General features: G+C 48.1%; 22 protein-coding genes. 6 read left to right on the forward strand and 16 right to left on the reverse strand.

Annotated elements, in window-relative coordinates; genetic code table 11:
* Window positions 1–23: 23 nt before the first annotated feature.
* Window positions 24–479 carry a putative ABC transporter permease gene (locus DWX26_RS02455; RefSeq protein WP_158565061.1) on the reverse strand — a complete coding sequence of 152 codons (456 nt, stop codon included), beginning with the start codon at window positions 477–479 and terminating at the stop codon, window positions 24–26.
* 150 nt (window positions 480–629) lie between these two features.
* Between DWX26_RS02455 and DWX26_RS02460 the strand changes: the two genes are divergently transcribed.
* On the forward strand, window positions 630–857 hold the full coding sequence (locus tag DWX26_RS02460; RefSeq protein ID WP_055227276.1) for a hypothetical protein: 228 nt from the start codon (window positions 630–632) through the stop codon (window positions 855–857).
* A gap of 45 nt (window positions 858–902) precedes the next feature.
* Window positions 903–1,316, forward strand: coding sequence for a hypothetical protein (locus DWX26_RS02465; RefSeq protein WP_055227278.1), 414 nt, complete (start codon window positions 903–905; stop codon window positions 1,314–1,316).
* Window positions 1,317–1,411: 95 nt separating this feature from the next.
* Here DWX26_RS02465 and DWX26_RS02470 read toward each other — a convergent pair whose 3' ends face one another.
* The 9 genes from DWX26_RS02470 to DWX26_RS02515 form a co-directional block, all read right to left on the reverse strand.
* Window positions 1,412–2,632 carry an ATP-binding protein gene (locus tag DWX26_RS02470; protein ID WP_055227280.1) on the reverse strand — a complete coding sequence of 407 codons (1,221 nt, stop codon included), beginning with the start codon at window positions 2,630–2,632 and terminating at the stop codon, window positions 1,412–1,414.
* The gene (locus tag DWX26_RS02475; RefSeq protein ID WP_118600713.1) at window positions 2,629–3,576 is read right to left on the reverse strand and encodes a glycosyltransferase family 2 protein; all 948 of its coding nucleotides are present in this window, start codon (window positions 3,574–3,576) and stop codon (window positions 2,629–2,631) included. Before DWX26_RS02475 ends, DWX26_RS02470 begins: the two co-directional genes overlap by 4 nt.
* On the reverse strand, window positions 3,573–4,547 hold the full coding sequence (locus DWX26_RS02480; protein WP_055227284.1) for a 1-aminocyclopropane-1-carboxylate deaminase/D-cysteine desulfhydrase: 975 nt from the start codon (window positions 4,545–4,547) through the stop codon (window positions 3,573–3,575). Before DWX26_RS02480 ends, DWX26_RS02475 begins: the two co-directional genes overlap by 4 nt.
* Before the next feature lie 359 nt (window positions 4,548–4,906).
* Window positions 4,907–6,025, reverse strand: a complete 1,119-nt coding sequence (locus tag DWX26_RS02490) for a M20/M25/M40 family metallo-hydrolase (protein WP_243030486.1) — start codon at window positions 6,023–6,025, stop codon at window positions 4,907–4,909.
* 35 nt (window positions 6,026–6,060) lie between these two features.
* Window positions 6,061–6,819: an amino acid ABC transporter ATP-binding protein gene (locus tag DWX26_RS02495; RefSeq protein ID WP_118600715.1), complete on the reverse strand. Its 759-nt coding sequence runs from the start codon at window positions 6,817–6,819 to the stop codon at window positions 6,061–6,063.
* Window positions 6,806–7,558 carry an amino acid ABC transporter permease gene (locus DWX26_RS02500; RefSeq protein ID WP_022462083.1) on the reverse strand — a complete coding sequence of 251 codons (753 nt, stop codon included), beginning with the start codon at window positions 7,556–7,558 and terminating at the stop codon, window positions 6,806–6,808. Before DWX26_RS02500 ends, DWX26_RS02495 begins: the two co-directional genes overlap by 14 nt.
* 15 nt (window positions 7,559–7,573) lie before the next feature.
* On the reverse strand, window positions 7,574–8,074 hold the full coding sequence (locus DWX26_RS02505) for a GNAT family N-acetyltransferase (protein WP_118600717.1): 501 nt from the start codon (window positions 8,072–8,074) through the stop codon (window positions 7,574–7,576).
* A 95-nt stretch (window positions 8,075–8,169) separates the two neighbouring features.
* Complete coding sequence (locus tag DWX26_RS02510; protein WP_118600719.1) at window positions 8,170–9,093, reverse strand: transporter substrate-binding domain-containing protein; 924 nt, start codon at window positions 9,091–9,093, stop codon at window positions 8,170–8,172.
* 102 nt (window positions 9,094–9,195) lie between these two features.
* Window positions 9,196–10,434, reverse strand: coding sequence for a glutathione S-transferase C-terminal domain-containing protein (locus DWX26_RS02515; protein ID WP_118600721.1), 1,239 nt, complete (start codon window positions 10,432–10,434; stop codon window positions 9,196–9,198).
* Between the two features lie 749 nt (window positions 10,435–11,183).
* Here DWX26_RS02515 and uxuA point away from each other — a divergent pair.
* The 4 genes from uxuA (at window position 11,184) to DWX26_RS02540 (ending at window position 16,814) form a co-directional block, all read left to right on the forward strand.
* On the forward strand, window positions 11,184–12,260 hold the full coding sequence (gene uxuA / locus DWX26_RS02525; RefSeq protein WP_118600725.1) for a mannonate dehydratase: 1,077 nt from the start codon (window positions 11,184–11,186) through the stop codon (window positions 12,258–12,260).
* A gap of 15 nt (window positions 12,261–12,275) precedes the next feature.
* On the forward strand, window positions 12,276–13,910 hold the full coding sequence (locus DWX26_RS02530; protein WP_118600727.1) for a mannitol dehydrogenase family protein: 1,635 nt from the start codon (window positions 12,276–12,278) through the stop codon (window positions 13,908–13,910).
* A gap of 17 nt (window positions 13,911–13,927) precedes the next feature.
* A complete protein-coding gene (gene uxaC / locus DWX26_RS02535; protein WP_118600729.1) occupies window positions 13,928–15,322 on the forward strand; it encodes a glucuronate isomerase in 1,395 nt (464 codons plus the stop codon).
* A 238-nt stretch (window positions 15,323–15,560) separates the two neighbouring features.
* The gene (locus DWX26_RS02540) at window positions 15,561–16,814 is read left to right on the forward strand and encodes an HlyC/CorC family transporter (RefSeq protein ID WP_118600731.1); all 1,254 of its coding nucleotides are present in this window, start codon (window positions 15,561–15,563) and stop codon (window positions 16,812–16,814) included.
* An 82-nt stretch (window positions 16,815–16,896) separates the two neighbouring features.
* Here the strand turns inward: DWX26_RS02540 and DWX26_RS02545 are convergent, their stop codons facing one another.
* The 6 genes from DWX26_RS02545 to DWX26_RS02570 all read right to left on the reverse strand — a co-directional run bounded on the left by DWX26_RS02545 (window position 16,897) and on the right by DWX26_RS02570 (window position 24,875).
* Window positions 16,897–18,261: an alpha-L-fucosidase gene (locus DWX26_RS02545; RefSeq protein ID WP_022462075.1), complete on the reverse strand. Its 1,365-nt coding sequence runs from the start codon at window positions 18,259–18,261 to the stop codon at window positions 16,897–16,899.
* Complete coding sequence (locus DWX26_RS02550; protein WP_022462074.1) at window positions 18,258–20,573, reverse strand: beta-glucosidase family protein; 2,316 nt, start codon at window positions 20,571–20,573, stop codon at window positions 18,258–18,260. Before DWX26_RS02550 ends, DWX26_RS02545 begins: the two co-directional genes overlap by 4 nt.
* 20 nt (window positions 20,574–20,593) lie before the next feature.
* The gene (locus tag DWX26_RS02555; protein WP_022462073.1) at window positions 20,594–21,487 is read right to left on the reverse strand and encodes a carbohydrate ABC transporter permease; all 894 of its coding nucleotides are present in this window, start codon (window positions 21,485–21,487) and stop codon (window positions 20,594–20,596) included.
* A 19-nt stretch (window positions 21,488–21,506) separates the two neighbouring features.
* A complete protein-coding gene (locus tag DWX26_RS02560; RefSeq protein WP_055218664.1) occupies window positions 21,507–22,427 on the reverse strand; it encodes an ABC transporter permease in 921 nt (306 codons plus the stop codon).
* 71 nt (window positions 22,428–22,498) lie between these two features.
* Window positions 22,499–24,046, reverse strand: coding sequence for an ABC transporter substrate-binding protein (locus DWX26_RS02565; RefSeq protein ID WP_118600733.1), 1,548 nt, complete (start codon window positions 24,044–24,046; stop codon window positions 22,499–22,501).
* 94 nt (window positions 24,047–24,140) lie between these two features.
* Window positions 24,141–24,875: a response regulator transcription factor gene (locus tag DWX26_RS02570; RefSeq protein ID WP_055218660.1), complete on the reverse strand. Its 735-nt coding sequence runs from the start codon at window positions 24,873–24,875 to the stop codon at window positions 24,141–24,143.
* Between the last annotated feature and the right edge of the window lie 10 nt (window positions 24,876–24,885).

The following is a 24,885-nucleotide window of genomic DNA, read 5'->3' on the forward strand; positions in this document are numbered from 1 at the left end:
CCTCCTGCCTGGGTTGTTTTTTCTTATTTTATAACGAACTCCCCTTCGGCACAACCCTTTTTCTTCTTTCGATACACCGGGTGCGTCCCCTCGTGGAAGATATAATAGCTCACATAGTCCGTAAGAAAAATCCCAACCACCGAGAGCAGATACCAGATCCCGAAAAACCACGGACAGATCAGCCCATCGCAGAAGGAAAACGGCAGCGCACTGTAGTCCCACATACGGTAATGCAGCACCCGCAGGGAAAACATTCCCGAATACAGTTCGATGGCCGTGATCAGAACCGCAGATACCATCATCTGAAACGCCAGCGGAAAGCGGCGCAGCCCGGCGTCTTCCAGCATTCCGATTCCTGCAAGGGACAGTCCTCCGGCAATGCCCATCAGGCGGAAGCTGTAACCGCGGTAGGTGACTTCGATGGCAATATAAATGCAGTAGCCCAAAAGAAAAAACAGCAGATACTTCTTCGCTTTCATTCGTTTTTCTCCCATTCTAATTGAGAATCTTTTCTCTTATTCCCAGTATCTCTGTCTTTTCTCTTTTTATCCGCTTGCATTTTTTCTTTTCCATGTTACAATACTTTCATGTTTCGAAAGAAGTTTCGAATAGAAAGGACAGAAAAAAGAATGGCATTTAACCCAATAAAGTTAATGGAATTAAAAAATCTGAGAGACCGTTTCGCCCAAAACCACCCGAAGTTCGTAAAATTCATGAGCGATCTCGCATCCTCGCAGATCGAGGAGGGAACGATTCTCGAAGTCACGGTGAAAAAACCGGACGGCCGAACGATGGTTTCCAATATCAAGGTGACTGCTTCGGATCTTGAAATGCTGCAGGCAATCAAACAGATGTAACATATTTTTCGTGGCAAAAAGCCGCTTTCGACGAGCGGCAGGCTTTTGGACGCACGGTATTCCTCGAGATACTGCGTCACCGTCTTTCCCGTCATTTTCCGGAAGCGGCGGCAGCAGACCTCGCGGGACAGATGCACCTGCTCACCAAGCTTTTCGAGCGAAATCACGGATTCTTACCATTACTCCGATGCATTCCTGACGATCGAAGCGCCGTTCTACTTCCTGCTCGGCCTTCTCGCCGTCTACCGCACCTCGATTCAGAGTATGCAGAACGGACGCGCACCGTTTGCCGCATGCATGATCGAGCTTGTGATGCGTCTTGCTGCTACCGTCTGGCTGTCACGCTTCTTAGGCTACACTGCCGTCTGCATCGCAAGCCCGCTTGCCTGGTTCGGTGCAATTGCACTGCTGATTCCAGTCTACTATCGGATGATGATGAAGCCTGTAAAAACAGTGTAATCAAAATTGGTCCACCGGATATTGATATGCCTGGCAACGCAAAACCCGGAATCCTTTCGCTCCTCTTCTGAGGTCTTGAAAAGATTCCGGGTTTTTTATTTTGCTGTTTTCTCTTCCCAGATTGTCTCCAGATTTTTTCCATCAACCCAGATACAGCGGTACACCCGCTTCATCTGCTCATCCAGTTCCGCTTCCCGGTCCGTCTTTACAATCACATGGCCGATCCGGTCAGTTCCATCTGCCATGGCAGAAACTTCATGCCCCTCCGGATAATCCAGGACAAGCTCCAGCCCTTCCTGACGCAGACATTCGACCTGATCCCGGTCGATTTGTGTGATGGTTCCGCTTACCGGACTCAGCAGCAGTTTTGCCATGCACGGGCAGCTTTCCGTCTGCTGAAAATCCGTTTCTTCACCGAGGGCGCTTTTGATCATCTGCTCATAAAAATCAAATCCGTAATACGTTGAAATCAGTTCCGGAATGCAGGTTGCCCCGGTTCTTCCGCCCATTTCAATGATCCAGACCTTCTCTCCGTCCACAAAGACATCCGCATTGACGGAGCACTGATCGGCACCGGATGCGGTGACGGCCAGCTGCATCTGGCGGGCAATTTCTTCCCGCAGTGCCCCGCTGCATCCATACGGAAATGCGTGGCCGACCGGAACGGTCGTGTGTGCACCGCGGTATACAAATTTCGTGTGCGGTGCCAGAAAGACCAGTTTGTGGTTCTGCACAAATCCATCCACGCCGATCTCCGTTCCGCGGAGGAATTTTTCAACCAGCACATAATCTCTTGCCGAACCGTTTCTCGCATTTTCATACGCTTCTTCGATCTGTCCGGAATGCTCCACCACGGTAATTCCGCGGCTTCCTGAACTGTCCACCCGTTTTACGACAACCGGGTATCCAAGCTGTTCTGCGGCTTTTTGTGCCTCCTCTGCGCTTCTTACCCGCATCCCGTCTGCCGCGGAAACGCCGCCCTGCCGGAATGCGTCTTTCATCTTTGCCTTATCGGTCAGAATTTCCGCCGCCTCATACGGAATGCCGGACAGATGCATCTTTTCACAGACATAGCCGATTGTGCTGACGGCCACATCGGTTCCCGATGTACAGATTCCGTCGATCTGTTCTTTTTCCGCCGCCGCAAGAATCGCTTCTTTATCCCGCGTATTCAGTTCATAAATTTTATCTGCAAGTGCAAACCCCGGATAATCGCCGGGAATACTCACTACGATCGTGTAAAGACCCATTCTGCGTGCAGTCCGTATCAGCGGCACCTGGTAAGTACTGGCACCTAAAATCATGATTTTTTTCACTTTTTTTCTTCCTCATCAGATACGTTAATGGTTTCCCGCACAATATACTGCGGCGTGCGGTTCAGAATCAGAATCATTTTTCCGAGATACTCTCCGATAATGCCGAGCACCATCAAAATCAGTCCGGAAAAAACAACAATCGTACAGATTGTGGAGGACCATCCAACCATCACATTCGGATCGATGAGCTTTCGGATTGCAATGATAATGGCTGCCAGAAAACCGCCCGCTGCGGAAATTCCACCGAGTACGGAAGACACCCGAAGGGGGATCACCGAATAGTTCCAGTAGGCGAGCCATAATTTGATCAGCTTCTTTAACGTATAGTTGGAGGTTCCCACCGCACGTTTGAAGTGCTCCACCTCCACATTCCCGATTTTGTGCGTTGTACGGTAAAAAATCCCATCAATATATGGATTAAAGCTGTCGTATTTGACCACTTCTTCCTTGATCTGACGGGTGATCATCCAGAAGTTGCTGGAAACAATATTTTTAGGGCGCCCGAGAAGAATCCGTGATGAGACTTCGTTTAATTTACTTGTGATATTTTTCAGGAAGGAATTTTTTCGTTTCGGATAATATCCGTAAACCAGATCATATCCTTCTTCCATTTTATGGATCAGTTTGCTGATCTGCGATGGATGTGTCTGCATATCATCATCCATACCAAGAATAAAATCTCCCTCCGTGTAGTGGAGTGCGGCCATCAGCGCATTATGCTGGCCAAAATTGCGCAGCAGATTGATTCCTTTGACATTTTTATACTGTTCTCCCAGCTTTTTGATCTCTCCATACGTATCATCTTTTGGAGATCCATCGTTTACCAGGACAAATTCACAGTCATATCCGTCCATTTTTTTGAATTCTTCCATCACCATCTCTACAACCTTCCGAATCGTTGCTTCGGAATTGTAGCATGGGATGACAATTGAAATCCGTTTCATTTCATTCCTCCATCGGTATCGTTCAGAATGCAGTCATAGAACAGCGGCGTTCCTCCTGTGTGAATAAAAAGCACATCACAGTTTTGCAGGTCATGTTCCTCGATATACTGCTTCATTCCCCAGAATGCTTTTCCGGTATAGGTTGGATCCAGCGGAAGTCCGTTCCGGCAGAACTCTTCCCGGATCACCTGCAGAATACGCTCATCGTACTGACCGTATCCGCCCTGGCGGTATCCCATTTCCAGGTGCAGTTCCTGCTCCCATCCTTCCGGCAGCAAAAGATGCTTCTTCTGAAAATAGTCCGAAATCCCGCTCTCCATAATGCGGATCGCGCGGTCGTACTCACGGGATGAAATAGAAAGACCGATAATCTGCTCGCTTCCCTGTTCGATCAGTTTTCCGCTCACCAGACCACTCTGCGTGGAGCCGGTCCCGGATGCTGCAAAGATATGAGAAAAGGAAACGTTCTGTTCTCTCTCCCACTCCAAAATCTCACGGTAGCCATCCACATAAGCCTGCACCGGTGTTCCTTCATTTCCGTTTCCGAATTTGTCGCCGAAAATATAATACGGCTGATATCCCTGCTCCGTCAGACGTTGCATGGTCTTTTCGACCGTCTGCGCAATCTCTGTTTTTCTGCACGGAATGACTTCGGCTCCGAGCCATTTCATCAGACGGCTGTTGTTGGTTTCGATCGGGTGTTCTTCGTTTTCTTCAGAAGAACAGATCATATAGCATGGAATTTTCTCGGCACAGCACAGATTGGCCAGCACGCGGCAGAGGTTGGATCTGCTGTTTCCGTAGATGATCATGCAGTCTTTGTTTTTCTCCTGCATATCCTGGAAAAAAGCACGTCCGATGCGGACTTTGTTTCCGCCTAAGGAAAACGGAAGAAGATCCTCCCGCTTGCAGTACAGGCGGACGCCTCTGTCGTTTGGAAATTCCAGTTTCTGAATTGGTGTCTGTATCATTGTTTCTCCTCTTTTATTCTTGTTTCAACTCACAGTCGGTATTTTCACGGAGTCTGACATGCCGAAAATAGTTCGACTGTGACTTGCCTCATGTCAGTGGAGGATACCGATTTTTCTCCGCCCGCCACTGCCGTTATGTTTCTTTTAACAATTCATCCCACCGCTTTAGAAGCAGGGGACTTCTTGTCTACTGGTGTTAAATTCCGGCATGCACCGGAAGCTTTTCCCTATTATAGACTATTTTTCTCTGCGTGGCAAGCCGTGCCGGAAACAGGAAAAGCCCGCCGGTTTTTGTTTTCACATCTGCCGGCGGGCTTTGGGGATTTTTTACGTATTCTGTTTTTTCGTCCAGGATCTGTTCAGGCTTCCTGCGGTGCGGCAAGATTGGCCACAATCCGCGCCACCTGGGCTATCTCCGGGATTTTTGTGTACTCGGCGCAGCTGTGTACCTGATTCATCGAGGTTGCGATGACAAGCCCTTCGATGCCGTGCTGTGCAAAGACGTTGTTGTCGCTGCCGCCGAAAGTTTTTTCGAATGCAGCGGTCAGGCCTTCTTCTGCAACGGCGCTCTCGTAATGCCTTGCGGCATCGCTTGTCAGCGGCGTCTCATACGCATGGATATTCAGCTTTTCTTCCCAGACCAGCTTCGCACCAATCTTCTCTGCTTCCTGCTGGAAGGTTCTGTGATATGTTTCCAGAAGCTCCATCGCCGTCTCGTGGTTCAGGCTTCGAATTTCGCCTTCGATCACGCAGCTTTCCGAAACGATGTTGGTACCGGAGCCGCCGCCGATTTTTCCGATGTTGGCAGTGGTGCTTTCATCCACGTGGCCCTGCGGAAGCTGTGCGATTGCGTGGGCGGCCGCCTGGATGCTGTTGATGCCGTCCTCCGGGTGGAAACCGGCGTGGGCGGCTTTTCCCTGGATTTTCGCCGCGAAGGAAACGAGTGTCGGTGCCGCGTAGGCGGCTGCACCGATCGCGCCGCTTAAATCCAGAACGTATGCTTCTTTTGCCTGCACCTGGCTGTAGTCGAAGGCATTTGCGCCTTTGCAGTACAGCTCCTCACCGACCGAGATCAGAATTTCGATCGGGCGGTGCGGTGTTTTGGTCTCGATGAGGTGGCGGACAGCTTCATAGATGACTGTCACACCGGCGAGGTCGTCGGCGCCAAGAACTGTCGTGCCGTCGCTCGTTACGGTTCCATCCTCATGGGAGACGGCTTTTTTTCCTTTTGCAGGCTCAACAGTGTCCATGTGGGCCGCAAAGAGAACCGGGGCTCCTGCAAGGCTGCCCGGAATGCGCGCGAACAGATTGCCCGCATTGGAGCCGGTCTGCTCCTGCGTATGATCTTCTGTAAACGTAACCCCGATTTCGGCGAATTTTATTTTTAAGGTGTCCGCCATCTCGCGCTCCTCTAAGGACGGCGAATCGATAGATACCAGCTCCGCAAAAAAATCAGCAATTCTTTTCTCATCTATCATAATATTTTCTCCTACTCTTTGGCTGTGTCCGCAATTTAAATAACATACTCAGGCTGCGCCATAATATGCATCTTGCTGAAGAACTCCCGTGTTCTCTGATTCTGCGGATGCTCGAATACTTCTTTCGGTGTTCCGTCTTCTACTACGTGTCCTTTATCAAGGAAGATCACACGGTTCGACACATGGCGGATAAAGTTCATCTCATGGGAAACCAGAAGCATTGTATATCCCTGTGCCGCAACTTTTTTAATAACATCCAGAACCTCTCCAACTAGCTCCGGGTCAAGGGCTGAGGTCGGCTCGTCCAGCAGCAGAATCTGCGGTTTCATGGCGAGGGCTCTTGCGAGCGCCACCCTCTGCTGCTGTCCGCCGGACATATGTTTCGGATAGTGGTTTGCCCATTTTTCCATGCCGACCAGTTTCAGTTCTTCTAATGCAATAGCTCTGACCTCATCTTTTTTCATCTTCTTGACAACAATCAGGCCTTCCATCACATTTTCCAGTGCGGTTTTCTTCTCAAACAGATTGAACCGCTGGAACACCATTCCTGTGTTCTGTCTTAAATACAGAAGCTCTTTCGGTTTCCGCTCGGAAAGGCCGATCACCTTGTCCCCGATCGTCACCGTTCCCTTCTCCGGTGTCTCAAGGCGGTTGACGCAGCGCAGAAGCGTTGATTTTCCGGTTCCGGAAGGACCGATGATTCCCACAACATCGCCCTGTTTGATCTCGAGGCTGATGTCGTCGAGCACCACGTTGTCGTTATATTTTTTTGATAAATGATCAATTTTTATCATTTTTCTTCCCCTCCCCGTTTGCGGACGCCAGCTCTACCTGGTCCGGAATCCGGATTTTATTTTCAATTACGCGGATGATCTGCTCGATCACCAGTGTTACCAGCCAGTAAATGATGGCCAGTGAAACGTAAACTTCAAAGTAGCGATACGTTCTTCCTCCAATAATCTGGCCCTGTGCGGTAATCTCGACAACGGCGCAGGTAAAGGCAAGAGACGTTCCTTTGATGATACTGATAAAAGAGTTTCCAAGGGTCGGAAGCGCAACCTCAAAGGCCTCCGGCAGAATGATGCGGCGCAGTGTCTGCGGATACGTCATGCCGAGTGCATGTGCTGCTTCGATCTGGCCCGGGTCAACGGACTGCAGGGCCGAACGGATAATCTCAGCCATAAAGCCCGACTGGTTCAGTCCCAGAGCGATCATCGCATAGACGAAACCGGAAATATTGGCAACCGCCAGATTCGTTCCGAACTGCTGGTTGATTGCCTTGAACATCATGGGAATACCAAAGAACGCAACGTACAGCTGTACGATGACCGGCGTGCCGCGGAGCAGTGAAATCAGAAGATTCGTAATCTGCGTCAGCACTCTGATTTTTTTCATTTTGATGATCGCCATCACAAGTCCCAGTCCCAGTCCGATCAGCATAGAAACCACGGCCAGTTCCAGCGTAATCGGCAGCTTTGTCAGCAATTCTGGTATGGATGAAAATACCAGTGAAACGTCAAATAATTTTCCCATGATTTTTGTCCTCTCTTACACGTATTTTTCTACCAGTACACAGGTAAAGCCAAGATTTTTCTTCGGCTTTTTCGGCTCTTCGTCTTTCTTCGGTGCATGGTGGTCGTATACCGACAGGTCAGCATCCGGATTCAGTTTGTAGCCTAATTTCTCATAAAAGCCTGCGGCGCGGTCCTGGCTCGTGATGACGATGTGATCGACATCGTATTCTTTCAGCCATTTCTCAGCGGCTTCGATCAGCACGCGGCCGTATCCGCTTTTCTGTTTTTCTCTGACAACACAGACACGCTCGATTTTTCCTGTCTTCTCTGCCGGGAATGCGATGCGGCAGCCGGCTACCGGCTTGTGATCTTCTGTCAGCAGAATCGCCTGCAGATCATCTTTGCTCTCGTCCTGTCCGAATTCCAGTTCAATCGGAATGTTCTGTCCGCAGCAGAACGCATCGGTTCTGACGTAATCATATGCTTTGTATTTCCACTCTTCGCTTCCCTTTTCTACCCGGTAAATTTCTGCCATGTTTTTCGCTCCTTTTAGAATCGGGAAACGGATGTTCTCGATCCGCTTCCCGTCTGTTTTGTAATCTCTTCTGTTTTTATTTCGAAAACGATATTCTAGTTTGGTGTCTCATCAAAGTATTTCTCGTCCGGGCTGGTGTCCACGCCGAGATACTCGGTTGTGATCTTGGAAAGAGTTCCGTCTTCTTTCATCTCTTTTAAGGCTTTGTCAACATCCTCACGGAGTGCTGCGCCCTCTTCGTTCTTTCCAAACAGGAAGTAGGTACTGTTCTGCGGGAACAGGAAATCTTCGGTCTCCTCGTCGATCTCGTTTGCTTCCAGCTGACCTTCCAGTCCGAACTGCGGAAGCAGGTTGTCGATGATCGGTCCGTCGTCGATTGCCACATCAGCGGTTCCATCTACGATATGCTGGTAGCGGACCTGGAAGTTTGCATTGGAATATACGATATTGATCTGGTGATCCGGGTTGTCTGTATTCCATTTTTCCAGTGCATTTGCGGTAAGGCTTCCTGCACTCAGCTCAATTTTGTATCCGCGGTCTGCCAGATCGGTAAGAGAAGTCAGCGGCTCATCGCCGGTTCTCTGAATGTATTCGTTGAAGCTGGTTTTATATGGTAAAGAGAAGTAGTAGGATTCTGCTCTCTCATCGGTATATCCATAGTTGTTGACTGCGATGTCGTACTGACCGCTCAGCACACCCTGCAGTGCATCTGCCTGCTCAATTTTCAGTTCATACTGCGGAAGGCGGTTGAACACTTCTTTTACGATATCGATATCGACACCGGTCAGCTCGTTGTCATCATTTACGTAAAAGTACGGTGCCAGTGTGCCGCTTGTTACAGCTTTGATCACTTTTTTCTCACCGGAATCCGATGCGGAGCTGCCTTCTGCGGAAGATGATGCTGCGGAACCGCTGCTGCTTCCTGCATTTGCTGATGCATTGCTTCCGCATCCTGCAAAGCTTGCTGCCAAAAGGCCCGCCGCTGCCAATACTGCCCAGAATTTCTTTGTCTTTTTCATAATAAAATCCTCCTCATTTTCTCGTTCTTTTCAGTTCCGGCCGCACCCCGGCTGCCTGAGAGTGTTCCACCAGAGCGCTCCGGATTCTTCTGTCTTATCTCTTTATAAAAGTCCTTTCAGCGGATTAATCGATGCATCCACGGAAAGTACGCCGTTCTTCGGGTTTCTGTCTTCCCATTTCGGGCTGTTCCAGATGGTTTTTGAGATTTCTCCTGCGTAATCCTCGTAGGTCTCTCCCTCCGGATGGCGAAGGAATACTTCATCCGGTGTTTTGCTGAGTGTTCTTCTCGATCCATCGTCTGCCATCAGCTTCTCGAAATCTACTTTTGCAAGGATTCGTTCGTTGTATCCGCGGAAGAGAACCTCGCCTAATTTCTTTCCAGGTCTCGAAAGTGCCAGCACCTGCGGATCGCTTCCGTGACGGAAGGCCGGGATCGCATACAGCTCTTTTAAGTAGCCCCAGATATTTTTGTAATCACGAATCGGTTTCTTCACCGGTCCTACGTTGTGGAAGTAGCTGACATCCCAACGGATCAGAGTGACGTAAGCGCGGACATCGCTGTCGGTGATGTAGTCGCCGAACAGGAAACGGTTCGTCTCCAGCCGTTTGTCCAGCTTATCGAGGGATTCATAGAAATCTTCGTATGCCTCATCGTATGCTTCCGGTGACTGGCAGAATGCCATGCGGTAATGGCCGTTGTTGATATGCGGGAAGAGCCAGTCGTTAAACTCATCGATCTCTTTCCGGAATTTTTTCGGGTACAGGTCCGGCGCATCTTTTGGCTGGAATGGACGGAACTGCACTTCGAGATAGTTCGTAAGGCGGTGATAATCGTTGTTCACAGCCTTTTTCTCTTTGACATCCACCAGGGTCGGTGTCGTTGCTCTTCCTTTGAAGTCCGGGTTTGCTCTTTTATAGAACTCACTTAAGAAGTAAGCGCCTGTCGCCGGATCCTTGAAATCCGGATACTGTCCGAATGCATGTCCGTAACGGTTTGTCTCGCCGGATGGAGAAACTCTCGTCTCCGAGATCACATCCTGCAGTCCTAAAAGCTCCCGCACGATGATCGGACGGTTGGACCAGTTGCATCCGGTTGCCCAGTAGATCCCGAAGCGGTTTGCTTCTGCTTTCAGGCCGCCTTCTTTATCGCCGAATGGCTGGATAAATGCATTTGGCTGACGGATGAAAGCGCCGCGCTCATTGATCTCTACAAGGGTTTCATTTGGTCTTGGGTCTACTCCGACTTCTGCTGCAAACTGTTCTGCCAGTGCATCGGTGTATTTGATTTCTTCGGTTTCTTTATTTTCAACTGGGGTGAAGCTGCATCCGCATCCGCTCATGTTTTTGTCCTCCGTTTTCTACGTCTGTTTATTATCTATTCTTATGTTGTTTATTCTCATTTCTTTTAAAAAATGTTAAAAAAATAGCAGGCATTCGTTCCGGCCTGCCCGCACATGCAATTTCTGCTATGCTTTTTCTGCCTGCGAATGTTTCTTATTTTTCTTTATTCTGATTGGAGCTGCAGCAACAGCAACAACACATCTCCATCATTCTGTTCTCCTGCATTCGTCTGTTGTCTGTTTTTTTCATTTGCTGTTCTTATTTCCTACTAAGTCGATATGTTTAATGTGTTTCTCGATTACATGGCATATTATAATGCATATTTTTTCTATGTGCAACCCCTAAAACGCCTTTTGGTAATTGTTATTTCGATGAATCGATTATAGGTTTTTCCTATTGGTTAGTCATACCAGAAAGATATTACTTATCACACCTGTAGGCTGATTTTGCTTTTTCCTACCAACCGCCGCAACTTTTGCAATGTGCTCAACAATTCTTGCCATGGCTTTTTTCTTAAGAAACGATACAATAAAAAGCAAAGAACACCACTTGCAAAATACAATGTACTCTCGGAATCTTTCTGTGCTTGTTTTTGTGAGATGATTTTTTGTCAGTTGTGCCCAAATTTCTGAGGCGTACGCGGTGCGTACGTTGATGAAATTCGGGTGCAGCTGGCGGAAAATCAGCCGCAAAGGCAAGTGCAGAAAGATTCCGAGAGTACATTATAAAATAAAGGAGAGTTTTTCTTATGGAAATGACATTTCGCTGGTATGGTTCCAAATTTGATACCGTTACCTTAGAGCAGATCCGCCAGATTCCGGGCGTAACCGGAGTCATCACAACCCTGTACGACACTACCCCGGGCGAGGTGTGGACACGCGAAGCGATTCACGCGTTAAAAGAAGAGGTTGAGGCCTCTGGACTTCACATCTCCGGCATCGAGAGCGTCAACATCCACGACGCCATCAAAATCGGCAGCTCGGACCGTGAGCAGTACATCGATAATTATATTGAAACGTTAAAGCACCTCGGCAAGGAAGACATTCACCTTGTCTGCTATAACTTCATGCCGGTCTTCGACTGGACCAGAACAGAACTCGCACGCGTCCGTCCGGACGGCTCGACCGTACTTGCCTACAAACAGTCCGCCGTAGACGCACTTGTTCCGGAAAAAATGTTTGAATCTATCGCAGGTGATGCAAACGGCGCAATTCTTCCTGGCTGGGAGCCGGAGCGCATGGCAAAAGTGAAAGAGCTCTTTGACGCTTACCGCGATGTGGATGATGAGAAACTGTTTGCCAACCTCAAATACTTCCTCGAACGCATCATGCCGGTCTGCAACGAGTACGACATCAAAATGGCCATTCACCCGGACGACCCGGCATGGAGTGTCTTCGGTCTTCCGAGAATCATCATTAATAAAGAAAACATTCTGCGCATGATGAAGATGGTCGATGACCCGCACAACGGCGTGACCTTCTGCTCGGGTTCCTACGGAACAAACCTGGAGAACGATCTGCCGGATATGATCCGTTCCTTAAAGGGCCGCATCCACTTCGCTCACGTCCGCAATCTGAAATTCCACAGCCAGCAGGATTTCGAGGAGGCCGCACACCTTTCCTCTGACGGCAGCTTCGATATGTATGAGATCATGAAAGCGCTGTACGACACCGGCTTTGACGGCCCGATCCGCCCGGACCACGGACGTATGATCTGGGGCGAGAAGGCAATGCCGGGCTATGGACTGTATGACCGCGCACTCGGCGCGACTTATTTAAACGGACTCTGGGAAGCTATTGACAAGAGTCACAAACGTGGAATTTAAAGGAGGTTTTTACTGATGTCTCTTAACTTAACAGCTGCCGGACTGGCAGATCAAAAAGCGTGGGAAGCCGCAGGCTATGCGCTTCCATCCTATGACCGCGAAGCAATGATCACCCGCACGAAAGAATCTCCGTGCTGGGTGCATTTCGGAGCCGGAAATATTTTCCGTGCCTTCCAGGCAAATACAGCACAGGAACTGCTGAACAACGGTACCTTTGACCGCGGTGTCATCGTTGCGGAGGGCTTCGATACAGAAATCATCCGTGATATGTACCAGCCGCACGATAATTTAAGCATTCTGGTGACCTTAAAAGCCGATGGTTCTGTCGAGAAAACCATTGTTGGAAGCATCGCAGAATCGCTGGCTGCGGATACGGCGGATTCTCCGGATTTTGCCCGGTTAAAAGAAATCTTTACCAAGGATTCCCTGCAGATGGCGACGTTTACGATCACCGAAAAGGGATATTCCCTGAAAAACGGTGCGGGCGAACTGCTGCCGTCTGTTGCTGCCGATTTTGCTGCCGGACCTTCTTCCGTTACCAGCTATATGGGAAAAGTTGCTTCTCTTTTATATGAAAGATTTCTTGCAGGCGAAAAACCGGTTGCGATGGTCAGCACCGACAACTGCTCCCACAATGGCGAAAAACTTTCCCTTGCCCTGACAGCCTACGCTTCTGCATGGGAAGAAAACAAGCTGGTACAGCCAGGCTTCCTCTCCTATCTGCAGAACCCGGAAAAAGTCAGCTTCCCGTGGACCATGATCGACAAGATCACCCCGCGGCCGGATGCTTCCATCGAAAAGATGCTCGAGGAGGACGGCCTCGCCGATGCACAGCCGATTATCACCTCCCGCCATACTTACGTTGCTCCGTTCGTCAATGCAGAGGAATGCCAGTACCTCGTGGTCGAAGACCATTTCCCGAACGGACGGCCGCCGATGGAAAAGAGCGGATGGATTTTTACCGACCGGGAAACTGTCAACAAAACAGAGCGCATGAAGGTCTGCACCTGCCTGAACCCGCTGCACACCGCACTCGCTGTGTTCGGCTGCCTGCTGGACTATGAACTGATCAGTGAGGAGATGAAAAATCCGGTACTGAAAAAGCTCGTGGAGCGCATCGGATATGTGGAAGGACTTCCGGTTGTCACCGATCCTTGCATTCTCTCTCCGAAGCAGTTTATCGATGAAGTGCTGAACATCCGCATCCCGAATCCGTTTATGCCGGATACGCCGCAGCGAATTGCAACCGATACATCACAGAAGCTGTCGATTCGGTTCGGTGAGACGATCAAATCGTATCTTGCTTCTCCGGAGCTGTCACTCTCGGATCTTCAGGCAATTCCGGCTGTATTTGCGGGATGGCTGCGGTATCTGATGGGCGTGGATGACAACGGCGATGCATTTGATCTGAGCCCGGATCCGCTGCTTGCCACGGTCCGCCCGTATGTGCAGGATCTGAAACTCGGCGCACCGGCTGACCGCGAGACCCTTTCCAAAACTCTGGCTCCGCTGCTCTCCGATGCTTCGATTTTCGGTGTGGATCTGATTTCCGCCGGACTTTCTGACCGTGTGCTGAATGCTTTTGTCTCGATGCTTCAGGGACCTGGCGCTGTGACAGATACGCTTGCTGCGCTGACTGCTCAATTCTAAAAGGGAGGTATTTCCATATGAAACCTTTTATGGACGCTGACTTTCTGCTGCAGACCGATACGGCGAAAACACTGTACCACGAGGCGGCTGAAAAAATGCCCATTTTTGACTATCACAACCATCTGAATCCGCAGGAGATTCTCGAAGACCGCCAGATGGAGAATCTGACACGCGTCTGGCTCGGCGGGGATCATTATAAATGGCGTGCCATGCGTGCGATGGGCTTTTCGGAAGATCTGATCACCGGAAACGCCGATGATTACGACAAATATCTGGCGTTTGCCGAGACGATTGAGAACGCGATCGGCAATCCTTTATACCACTGGACACATCTGGAGCTGCAGCGGTACTTCGACATCACGACACCGCTCTCCCGCGCAGCAGCGAAGGAGATCTGGGATGAGGCGAATGCAAAACTGCAGACGAAGGAGTTTACCGTGCGCAATCTGATTCTGAACCAGCATGTGTCGCATCTGTGCACCACCGACGATCCTGTAGATGATCTGCACTGCCATCTGGCATTACAGAAGGAAGACTTTGCCTGCCGCGTTCTGCCGTCCTTCCGCCCGGACCGCGCCGTTCATCTCGAGAAGCCGGATTTCCCGGAATACGTGGAAAAGCTTGCCGCTGCCGCCGGCAGGACGATTGCATCCGCGGAGGATATGGTGCGTGCCCTCTCCTGCCGCCTCGACTTCTTCCTCTCCGCCGGCTGCGTTGTTAGCGACCACAGCCTCGAGGGCTGCTTCTATGTGCCATGCACGGCTGCTGAGGCGAATGCCGTATTTGAAAATCGCATGAACGGCGGTGCTCTCACTGAAAAAGAGCTCGGCATGTACAAGGGCTTCCTTCTGACGAACCTCGGATGGCTGTATCACAAGCACAATATCGCCATGCAGCTTCATATCAAAGCGCTCCGCAACAACTCGAAGCGGATGTTCCGTGCACTTGGTGCCGATACCGGTTTTGACAGCATGAACGATTTCGCCTTTGCCCCGATGCTCGGTGCTTTCTTAAACGATATGGACGAGGATGACGCACTGCCGAAAACCGTGCTCTACTCCCTGAACCCGGGCGACAACCCGATGCTTGCAAGCATGGCCGGAAACTTTGCTGCGCCTGGCATCCGCTCAAAAGTGCAGTTCGGTACCGCATGGTGGTTCAACGATCACAAATACGGCATGGAATCCCAGCTTGCGACGCTTTCCAGCATCGGCATGCTCTCCACCTTCATCGGCATGCTGACCGACTCCCGCAGCTTCCTCTCCTTCCCGCGCCACGAATATTTCCGCCGGATTCTCTGCAATCAAATCGGAAACTGGGTGGAAAACGGGGAGTACCCGGCAAACCTGGAGTTTTTGAAAGAGATGGTGGAAAATATCAGCTACAACAATGCGGTTTCGTATTTCCTGTGATTTTCGCATGCCTTATTGACAATTATTCCCACATACCGTACAATAAAAGGGATTACTGATCAACGAAAGGATTACAGAAACATGGACGACTCAGGCAGTATGCCTCGACGATGCTTTATTTTCATCATTTGATAAACGGAGACATAATCTATCTTTGATTCCGCCAGATTCAAGATAGGTTATGTCTTTTTGTACATTTTTTGCATCGTGTCCCGGTTTCCTAAGAAAGGAAAAACAAATGAACAGCGACATTGTGTCACTCATCATCATTCTTATCTGCGTCATGCTCTCAGCCTACTTTTCGGCGACGGAGACTTCTTTCACCTCGCTGAACCGCATCCGCATGAAAAATATGGCAGAAAAAGGCGACAAGCGGGCGGAACTGGTGTTAAAGTTGCTGGAGAACTTTGACAAGCTGCTCTCCACGATTCTCGTCGGCAACAACATCGTCAACATCGGACTCAGCTCCCTTGCCACGGTGCTTTTTATCAAGCTTCTCGGCGGCGACTCCGGTGCGACGGTTTCCACGATCGTAACCACTATCGTGGTCCTGATCTTCGGCGAAGTTTCCCCGAAAAGCATTGCAAAAGAATCCCCGGAGACGATCGCCAAATTTTCCGCACCGTTTCTCCACATTCTGATGATCATGCTGACCCCGGTGACGTTTCTCTTTTCCCAGTGGAAGAAGCTGCTCTCCCGCATCTTCAAATCCTCGGAAAACCACGGCATCACCGATGAGGAACTGATGACCATCGTCGAGGAGGCGACCCAGGAGGGCGACATCGACGACCAGGAAGGCGATCTGATTCAGAATGCAATCGGCTTCATGGAGATGGAGGCCGCAGAGATTTTTACTCCGCGTGTCAACGTCATCGGCATTCCACTCGATGCGACGAAATCCGAGATCGCTAAGACTTTCTCCGACACCGGATTTTCCCGGCTGCCGGTATATGATGATGATATCGACCACATTGTGGGAATTGTGTATCAGAAGGATTTCCACAACCACATTTACCACACCAACAAACCGCTAAGCAGCATCATCCGCCCGGCGCTCTTTGTAACCGAGAATACGAAGGTCGGCCCGCTGCTGAAAAAAATGCAGGCGAAGAAATCGCATATTGCCATTATCATTGATGAATTCGGCGGCACCGACGGTATCATCACCATGGAAGATATCCTCGAAGAGCTCGTCGGCGAAATCTGGGATGAGCATGATGCGGTTGTACAGGAAATCCAGAAAGTTTCCGAAAACGAATACCTCGTGACCGGAACGGCAAGCATCGACAAGGTGTATGAAGAGCTCGATATTGACAAAGAATTTGACGTCTTTACGGTCAGCGGATGGATCATGGGGATCCTCGAGCGCGTGCCAAAGGAAGGCGATCATTTCGTCTCGGATGGCCTAGACGTAACCGTACTGAAAATGGCAGACCGGAGAGTCGACAAGGTACGGATCGTGCGGCTGCCGAAGGATGAAAATGAACAGTAAGTAATTGATACGATTTACACGCAAAAAACGGATCGAACATCTGATTTTAAAGTCAGATACTCGATCCGTTTTTTTGTATCCTCTATTCTTCTTTCAGACCGTCCGCAAGTCCATACACATCATTTTCCCGTCCTTTGCAGCCCTCCCATACAATCGGTTCTGCAAAGGTAAGTTTCAGAATGGTATCAATGCTGTCGCGCTCCGGAATCGGGACGGAGATCGAAAAGGTTCCGTTTTCTTCCGTCAGTTCTGCTTTTCCGCCGGAAATCACTTCCCATTTTTCCATTGTATTCCCCGGAATTTCAAACGTGATCTGATCTTTTTCCCATTCCAGAATATGCACATAAACAATATTGTCGCGGTACGTCGTTCCGCCCCAGCGGTCCGCAATCACAGGGCCGCCGCGCAGGCCGTACAGCGTTTCGCCGTATTTCGAAAGCCATTCTCCGGCCTGGCGCAGGCGTTCTACCTGCTCCTCATCCATTTTTCCCGTTCCGTCCGGGCCGATATTCAACAGATAATTGCCGTCCCGCACGGCGATTGAAACCAGATTCTGAATCAGCTGGCGCAGCGGCAGCACTGGTCTGCCCGGAATATAGCCCCAGGAATCCGCAATACAGTCGTTGCTGTCCCACGGCTTGTCCGTCCGCATCCCGTCGATTCTGCGTTCCCGCACATGGAAATCGCCTTCCCAGCCGCCGCGGTTATTGATCATAATATCCGGCTGCAGCTGTCGAATTTCATTTATCAGTTTCTCCGACTCCCAGAAATAATTGACCCTCATATATTCACTGGTCTGCCAGTCATCTTTCCTGTACCAGCCTCTTTCTCCATTCCAGTCCATTCCTCCAAGTGCAAGCCACTCACCGTCGAACCAGAGCAGATCAATCTTTCCATAATTACTCATCAGCTCCATCAGCTGATCATGGCACTGTTTTTTCAGTGCCTCTGCACTCTCCCAGTAAAGATCTGGCATGAAATATCCTGGAAAGCGCCAGTCGAGAGGAGAATAATAAAAGCCAACTTTCATTCCTTCTTTCCGGCACGCCTCCACATATTCTTTAACAAAATCCCGATGTGCAGCTCCTTTCATTGCGGTAAAATCACTGCATTTCGAATCGAACAGGCAAAAGCCATCGTGGTGGCGTGTTGTCAGCACCATGTACTTCATCCCCGCTGCCTTTGCATTTTTGGCCCACTGTTCCGCATCAAAATTTTCTGCAAGAAAGTCATCCTTCAGTGTCTCATACTTCCGCACATCCAGATGCTCATTCATCAGCACCCATTCCCCTTTTCCGAGCATCGAATATACTCCCCAGTGAATAAACATGCCAAACTTCGCATCCCGGAACCATTTCATCTGTTCTTCCGACAGTTTTTCTACCTTTTCCGGTCTGTAATTTTTTCTTGCCGCCGGAAAGGATTTCATTTCTTCTATTGTTTTCATTTTTTCTCCAAACTCCGCATCTTTTCCCGGTAGTCATGATACAGTTCTTGATTTACCTTTTCCAATATAGCAATTAATTCTGAATCTGTCATCTCATTCCAGATCATCAGGTGAACGATACGAATGGGCTGAGAAAGAAGCATTTCTCTTACATTTTTCTCTTCTTTCAGACGCTGCGCGAAGATTCCTCCTGCTTTTTCTGTAATTTTACGATACAGCTCTTCAAAAATCTGTTCCCCAGCCTTCGTTTCCAGCAGACGCTCCGTTTTATCCCATCCCTGGATCTGTTTTGGTACTGGAAAAACCGGTGTTACTTCGATCTTCTGTGCTGCACGGATATCCTGTACTGAAAATCCAAGCTCAAGTCCATACATTCCCTGCGGTACCGTCCGCTCATCGACGCGTTCATCGTAGAGTTCAAACAGTTCACGTGAAATGGAAAATACAAACTCTTTTTCTTCTCCCGCCTCCAGTATGATTTTCTGAAAATCGCGAAGTTCCCTGGCTGGCCTTGCTTTCCATGCTCTTGGATTTTTCACATAGAGCTGAACGACCTGAGCCCCTTTTCTGTTGCCCGTATTTTTAATTTTTCCACGCAGAACTGTTTTCTCACAATCTGTGATTTTCTCCTGCTCCACGCTGCACTCTGTAATTTCAAATGTTGTATACGAAAGTCCGAATCCAAACGGAAACTGCACTGGAATTTTTTTCGTCTCGTATCCTCGGTAGCCCATAAACATACCCTCGCGGTACGTCACCTGCTCCGTCTGCTCTGCAAAATTTTCATCCGAGATAATCTGTTCCCGGAACGCCGGAACTGACACAGGCATATGTCCGGACGGATTCACCTCTCCGCTTATCACTTTCACAATCGCTCTTCCAATCCCCTGACCGCCGTAGAAGCATTCCAGAATCGCCTTTACTTCGTCAGCCCACGGCATGGCAACGGCTCCGCCGTTCATCACAACCGCAATTACATTCGAATTAACTACAGCAATTTCTTTTAAAAGAGCCACCTGGTATTCCGGCAGTTCATACTGCACACGGTCATTTCCTTCTCCTTCAAAACCAAAATCCATAGCAAGGAAAAACAGAACCGCATCTGCATCCGCTGCTGTTTTCACCGCCTCATCCCGGAGTTTTTGCTGCTCCGCTTCACTTCCCGCATTGTTCCTGCGATATCCCATCGCAAACGGTGTATTATCTGCTCCGTTCCATTTTTCTGCACATTCCCAGGCGTCTTCTTTTCCTGCTCCTTCTACTTTTCCGGAGCCCTCCGCCTGAAACAGAGGTTCTCTCGCATATTCTCCAATAACCGCCAGCTTTCTGCCCTGCTGCAGCGGCAGAATATCCTCTTTATTTTTCAGCAGAACGATGGCTTCTTCTGCTGCTGCGCAGACTTTTTCATGATTTTCTTTTAAAATCAGCTCTCGTTCTTCCTCTGTCTTTTTCGTTTTCGGAATCTTCCACTTTCTCGCATTTCGTATGATGCATTCTGCCCGCTCACGGATCACGTGTTCGTCCAGTCTGCCCTGTTTCCACTGCTCCACCATATAAGCAGTGCTTTTTCCATCCGTTCCCGGCATTTCAAGATCCAGTCCTGCCTCTGCCGATTTCACCCGATCGTCCAGTCCGAACCAGTCCGTCATGACCAGTCCGTCAAAGCCCCATTCTTTTCGAAGAATATCGAACAGCCAGCGGTTTTCTGCACAGTATGTTCCATTGATCTTCGAAAGGCTCGTCATGACCGCTGCCGGTTTTCCCTCACGGATTGCAATTTCAAACGCTTTTAAATACAGATCCCGCAGGACATCTTCCTCACAGATTACATTCAGATATTCCCGTTCGGTCTCCTGATTATTTGCAGCAAAGTGCTTGATACATGCGCCGACCTGCTGTGACTGCACGCCGCGGATATAGGCACCTCCCAGTCTTCCTGCAAGAAGCGGATCCTCGGAAAGATATTCCACATTTCTTCCGCAGAGGGGATTCCGTTCCAAATTAACCGCCGGTCCCAGCACCAGATCCACTCCGTACGCAGCCGCCTCTGATCCAATGATTGTTCCTACCTGCTCTGCTACATCCGGGTTCCAGGATGCCGCTACTGCTACTCCCGCCGGCAGACAGGTCGCCGGTTCACTTCGATTAATGCCAAGAGAATCCTTATCCTTTTTCTGATAGCGAAGCCCCATCGGTCCATCGCTCATTTCCAGGGATGGAATATCGTATTCCGGCAGTGCTTTTGTATTCATAAACTGATCGCCGCAGAGAAGCGAAATCAGTTTTTCTGTTTCCATCTCTTTTATTTTCATTTGCTTTCCCCCATTTTTTTTCAGCCTTTTACAGCTCCAATAGAAATTCCTTTTACAAAATATTTCTGTACGAATGGGAATACGATCAGAATCGGAAGCAGTCCGACGATGGCGATTGCCATACGCACGGTCTCCTGCGGGATTCCCCCTCCTACGCTGGCCAGGTTGATATTACTGTTCGCATTTTTGGAAAGAAATTCGATGTTTTTAATCATATTATTCAAAAGCTGCTGAATGCTGAATTTGTTAGTATCTGTAATATAGTATAATCCATTCGTCCAGTCATTCCAATAACCAAGTCCGGCAAATAATCCGACCGTTGCAATGATCGGTTTACACATAGGAAGAACTACTTTGCGGAATACCTGAAACTCTGTTGCACCATCAATTTTGGCAGCCTCACTTAATGCCGCCGGTACATTTGACTGAATATACGTTCTTGTCAGAATCACATTAAAAGCACTCATCAGCAGACCCGGTATAATTAATGCCGGAATCGTATTTTTCATGTGCAGGTAGCGGGTATACATAATATAGGTCGGTACCAGTCCACCATTAAACAGCATCGTGAAAAACAGATAAAATGCAAGAAATGTTTTTCCAGGAAATTTCTCATGTGCCAGTACATACGCATACAAAAGTGTCATCATCACGCCAATCGTTGTTCCAATCGCGGTTACCAGAATGGTGATTCCATATGCATGGAAAACCTGTGCCCTCTCGTTCCAAATGTACCTGTATGCTTCCAGACTCAGTTCTTTTGGGAAGAAAGAATATCCATGCAGCACAATCTCATTGTTGCTTGTAAACGATGCAACCACCAGAAGCACCAGCGGAATCACCATAATCAGTGAAATCAGTGCCAGAACTACCGTGATCATTCTCTGATAACGCCGTTCCTGTTTTCCTACCATAATTTTGTCCTCTTTTCTGTCAGAACAGTGCATTCTCACTGCTGTAACGTTTTGTAAGCCAGTTTGCAATCATGACAAGTGCAAATCCCATCAGCGACTGATATACACATGCTGCCGATGACATACTGATGTCACCCAGCTCAATCAGTCCTCTATATACGTAAGTATCAATCGTGTTGGTTGCATTGATCAGCGCTCCCGAGTTCATTGGTACCTGATAAAACAGACCAAAATCAGAATAGAAAATTCTTCCGATGGACAGCAGTGTCATTGTGATTACTGTAGATTTCAGCAGTGGAAGGGTAATACATTTGATTTTATGCCATCTTGTTGCTCCGTCAATCTCAGCTGCCTCATACATTTCCTGGTCAATTCCAAGAATCGCTGCCAGATAAATAATGGATGAATATCCGGCTCCCTTCCAGCAGTTTACAAAAATCAGGATGAATGGCCAGTATTTTGACTCGGTATAAAATGAGATATTTTCTTTTCCAAGAGAAGTCAGCAGTCCATTAACAAAGCCAGTACGTCCGCTTAAGAACGCATATACCAGATAGCTGACAATGATAATCGAAATCAAAGATGGAATCAGAACAGCAGACTGAAAAATTTTCACTTTTGTCTTGCTTCTTAATTCACTCAGTAAAATTGCAATCAGAATAGATACCGTCGTATTAACGACAATAAATGCAAAATTGTATAATAATGTGTTTCTTGTAATCAGTGCTGCATCCGGTGTTTTAAACAGATATTTAAAGTTGGAAAGCCCCGCCCAGTCACTGTGCAAAATTCCTTTTGCAAAATTCAAATGTTTAAAAGCAATGATGATACCGGTCATCGGCACATAGTTATTAATTAAAAGATATAAAAATCCCGGCGCTACCATTATATATAATGGAAATGCTCTTTTTATATTTTTCCATGTTTTCTTTTTTCCCATAGGAATCCCTCTTTTTCTGTCTCAAAAGCCAGGGCCGGCCGATTCTCATCGTCCGACCCTGTCTGCCTTGTTTATTTATTTGCAAGCCATTCGTCTACCTGTTTCTGCATATCTTCGATAATATTGTCGATACCTGCTGATTTCAGTTCTTCATTGAACTGCGGCAGTGTCGTACTTGGATCTGCATCGCCGTTTTCGATGATTGCTTTATATTTATCTGTTACGTTTGTAATTGCTGTAATTTCATTTTTTACATTTGTCGTGTCATAAATGAATCCATATAGCGGAGATTCCTGTGCAGTATCATTGTATTCCGTAAATTTCTCATATACATTTTCCGGATCAGTTTCCCATGCATAGCCAACAGAACCATTACCACAGAGCCACAGCTCGTTGCCCCAGCCTACCGAATCAGAAGTTACTCCATCTGGATAAGATGCAATTCCATCCGATACAACATAATCTTTGCCTTCAATTCCATATCGGAACAGATTCTGGAAGTCGGAGTCTGAGTACAGCAGATTCAGGACTGCAAGAGCTTTTTTCGGGTTCTCGCACTGTGCCGGAATTACCCACTGGCAGAAGTTAACAGAGGAAGTACTGATAGTGCTTCTTCCAATCGGAATCGAAACGATTTCTTTACCGGAGTTCATTGTTTCCTGTGTTGCAGTTCCCGGATGCTGGTTTCCATAATAGCTGAACGCTGTATTAGCACGGAACAGATCCTGACGGGTTGTTGTATTCGTTGTAGAATCTGGCATAAAATAGCCTTTCTGGTTCCAGTCATATGCTTTTTCAGCCATCTCTTTGTACTTTTCTGTGTCATACGTATTAATAACGGTGATTCCATCGGATGCATCATCATCGATATCAACGCCGACACCTGAAGTTACAACATCAAACTCTCCTTTTACATAGTTCAGGAAACATCCATTGTTCAGATCCGACGGAATCATCGGATAAAGTTCCGGATGTACTTCCTGGCATTTTTTCAGTACTTCCTCGATATCATCAAAGTTTTTGATATCTTCCGCTTTATATCCAAGCTCTTCCAGAATGTCTGCTCGGCACATAAATCCTGCCTGGGATGCAAGGTCACGATACGTCGGCAGTCCATACAGATCACCGTCGAAATAGCATGCTTCAATATAACGCTCCATTGCACTGTATGCATCCGGTGCATACGTCTCTACCAGATCATTGATTGGATAGAGCTGTCCTCTCTGTCCATCTTCACGAATATTGGACATCAGAAATACCATATCCAGTTTTTCACCGCTCGAAAGCATCAGGTTCGTCTGGTCGTTATAAGCACCCCATTCAATAATCTGAAGTTTTACTTTTGCATCTACCTTTTCTCCGATGATCTCATTCATTGCATCCTCTACGGCCTGCATATCTGCCGGTGATGCATTAGATCCTGGCCATACCATCAGAAGTTCTTCTATTTTTCCATCCTTCAGATCGGATATACTATCTCCTGCTTCACTTTGGTTCGATGCTGTTGTCTGCGCAGAATCTGCCTTTGTGCTGTCCGAACTCTTGCTGTCCCCACATCCTGCAAGAAGTGATGCGGTCATTGCCGCCATCAAAACTGCTGCTGCCATTTTCTTTCTCATTTGTGTTACCTCCGTGTTTTTTGATGGTTTTATCTTACCGCACTTCCACTTCTCTCTCAATTTCAATCCCGACCCGTTTTATAACAAAAACGACTTATCCTTTTGCTTTTGCCGCACGATATTCCAATGGTGTACGTTCGGTCTGTTTTTTAAATATTTTAGAAAAATAGGCCGGCGAATCATAGCCTGTCCGAATACTGATTTCAGAAATCGACAGCGTCGTCTCCCGCAGCATTTTCTTTGCCATCAAAATTCGATAATGCTGTACATACTCCATCAGTGTATATCCTGTCTGTTTCTTAAACTCCCGGTTGATATGATCCTGGTTCAGATGCACCAATTCTTCAATCTTCTTTCGTGTAATCACTTCACTGTAATGGCTTTCCAGATACTTTTTAATCGTATTGACCGCATCTGCTATCTCCGGATCTGCTTCCGGTTTGTTTTTTGTTTTATACTCCTCCAGCTTTTCCACTGCTGAAGCAATTGTTTCTTCCAGTTCATCAAAAGCAATCGGTTTCAGTAAATACCGGTAAACCCCAAGGGAAATTGCACTTCTCGCATAATTAAAATCCGGGTACCCAGTCAGAATAATATTGATAATTTCAGGATACATATCCTGAATCCATTGAATCAGACTCAGACCATTCTCTTTTGGCATTTCAATATCGCAGATCACAAGATCAATTTTGGAACTACTGATAATGTCCCGTGCAAGATCCGTATTGTAGGCCGTAAAAACCTTTTGAATTCCCTTCTTTTTCCAGTCAATTGCCTTCTCCATAATATGCAGCATGGCAATTTCATCATCTACCAGCAGCAGATTCATTTTTGCTCCC

The organism is Blautia sp. AF19-1 (genome assembly GCF_003479155.1).
Lineage (GTDB): Bacteria > Bacillota > Clostridia > Lachnospirales > Lachnospiraceae > Fusicatenibacter > Fusicatenibacter saccharivorans.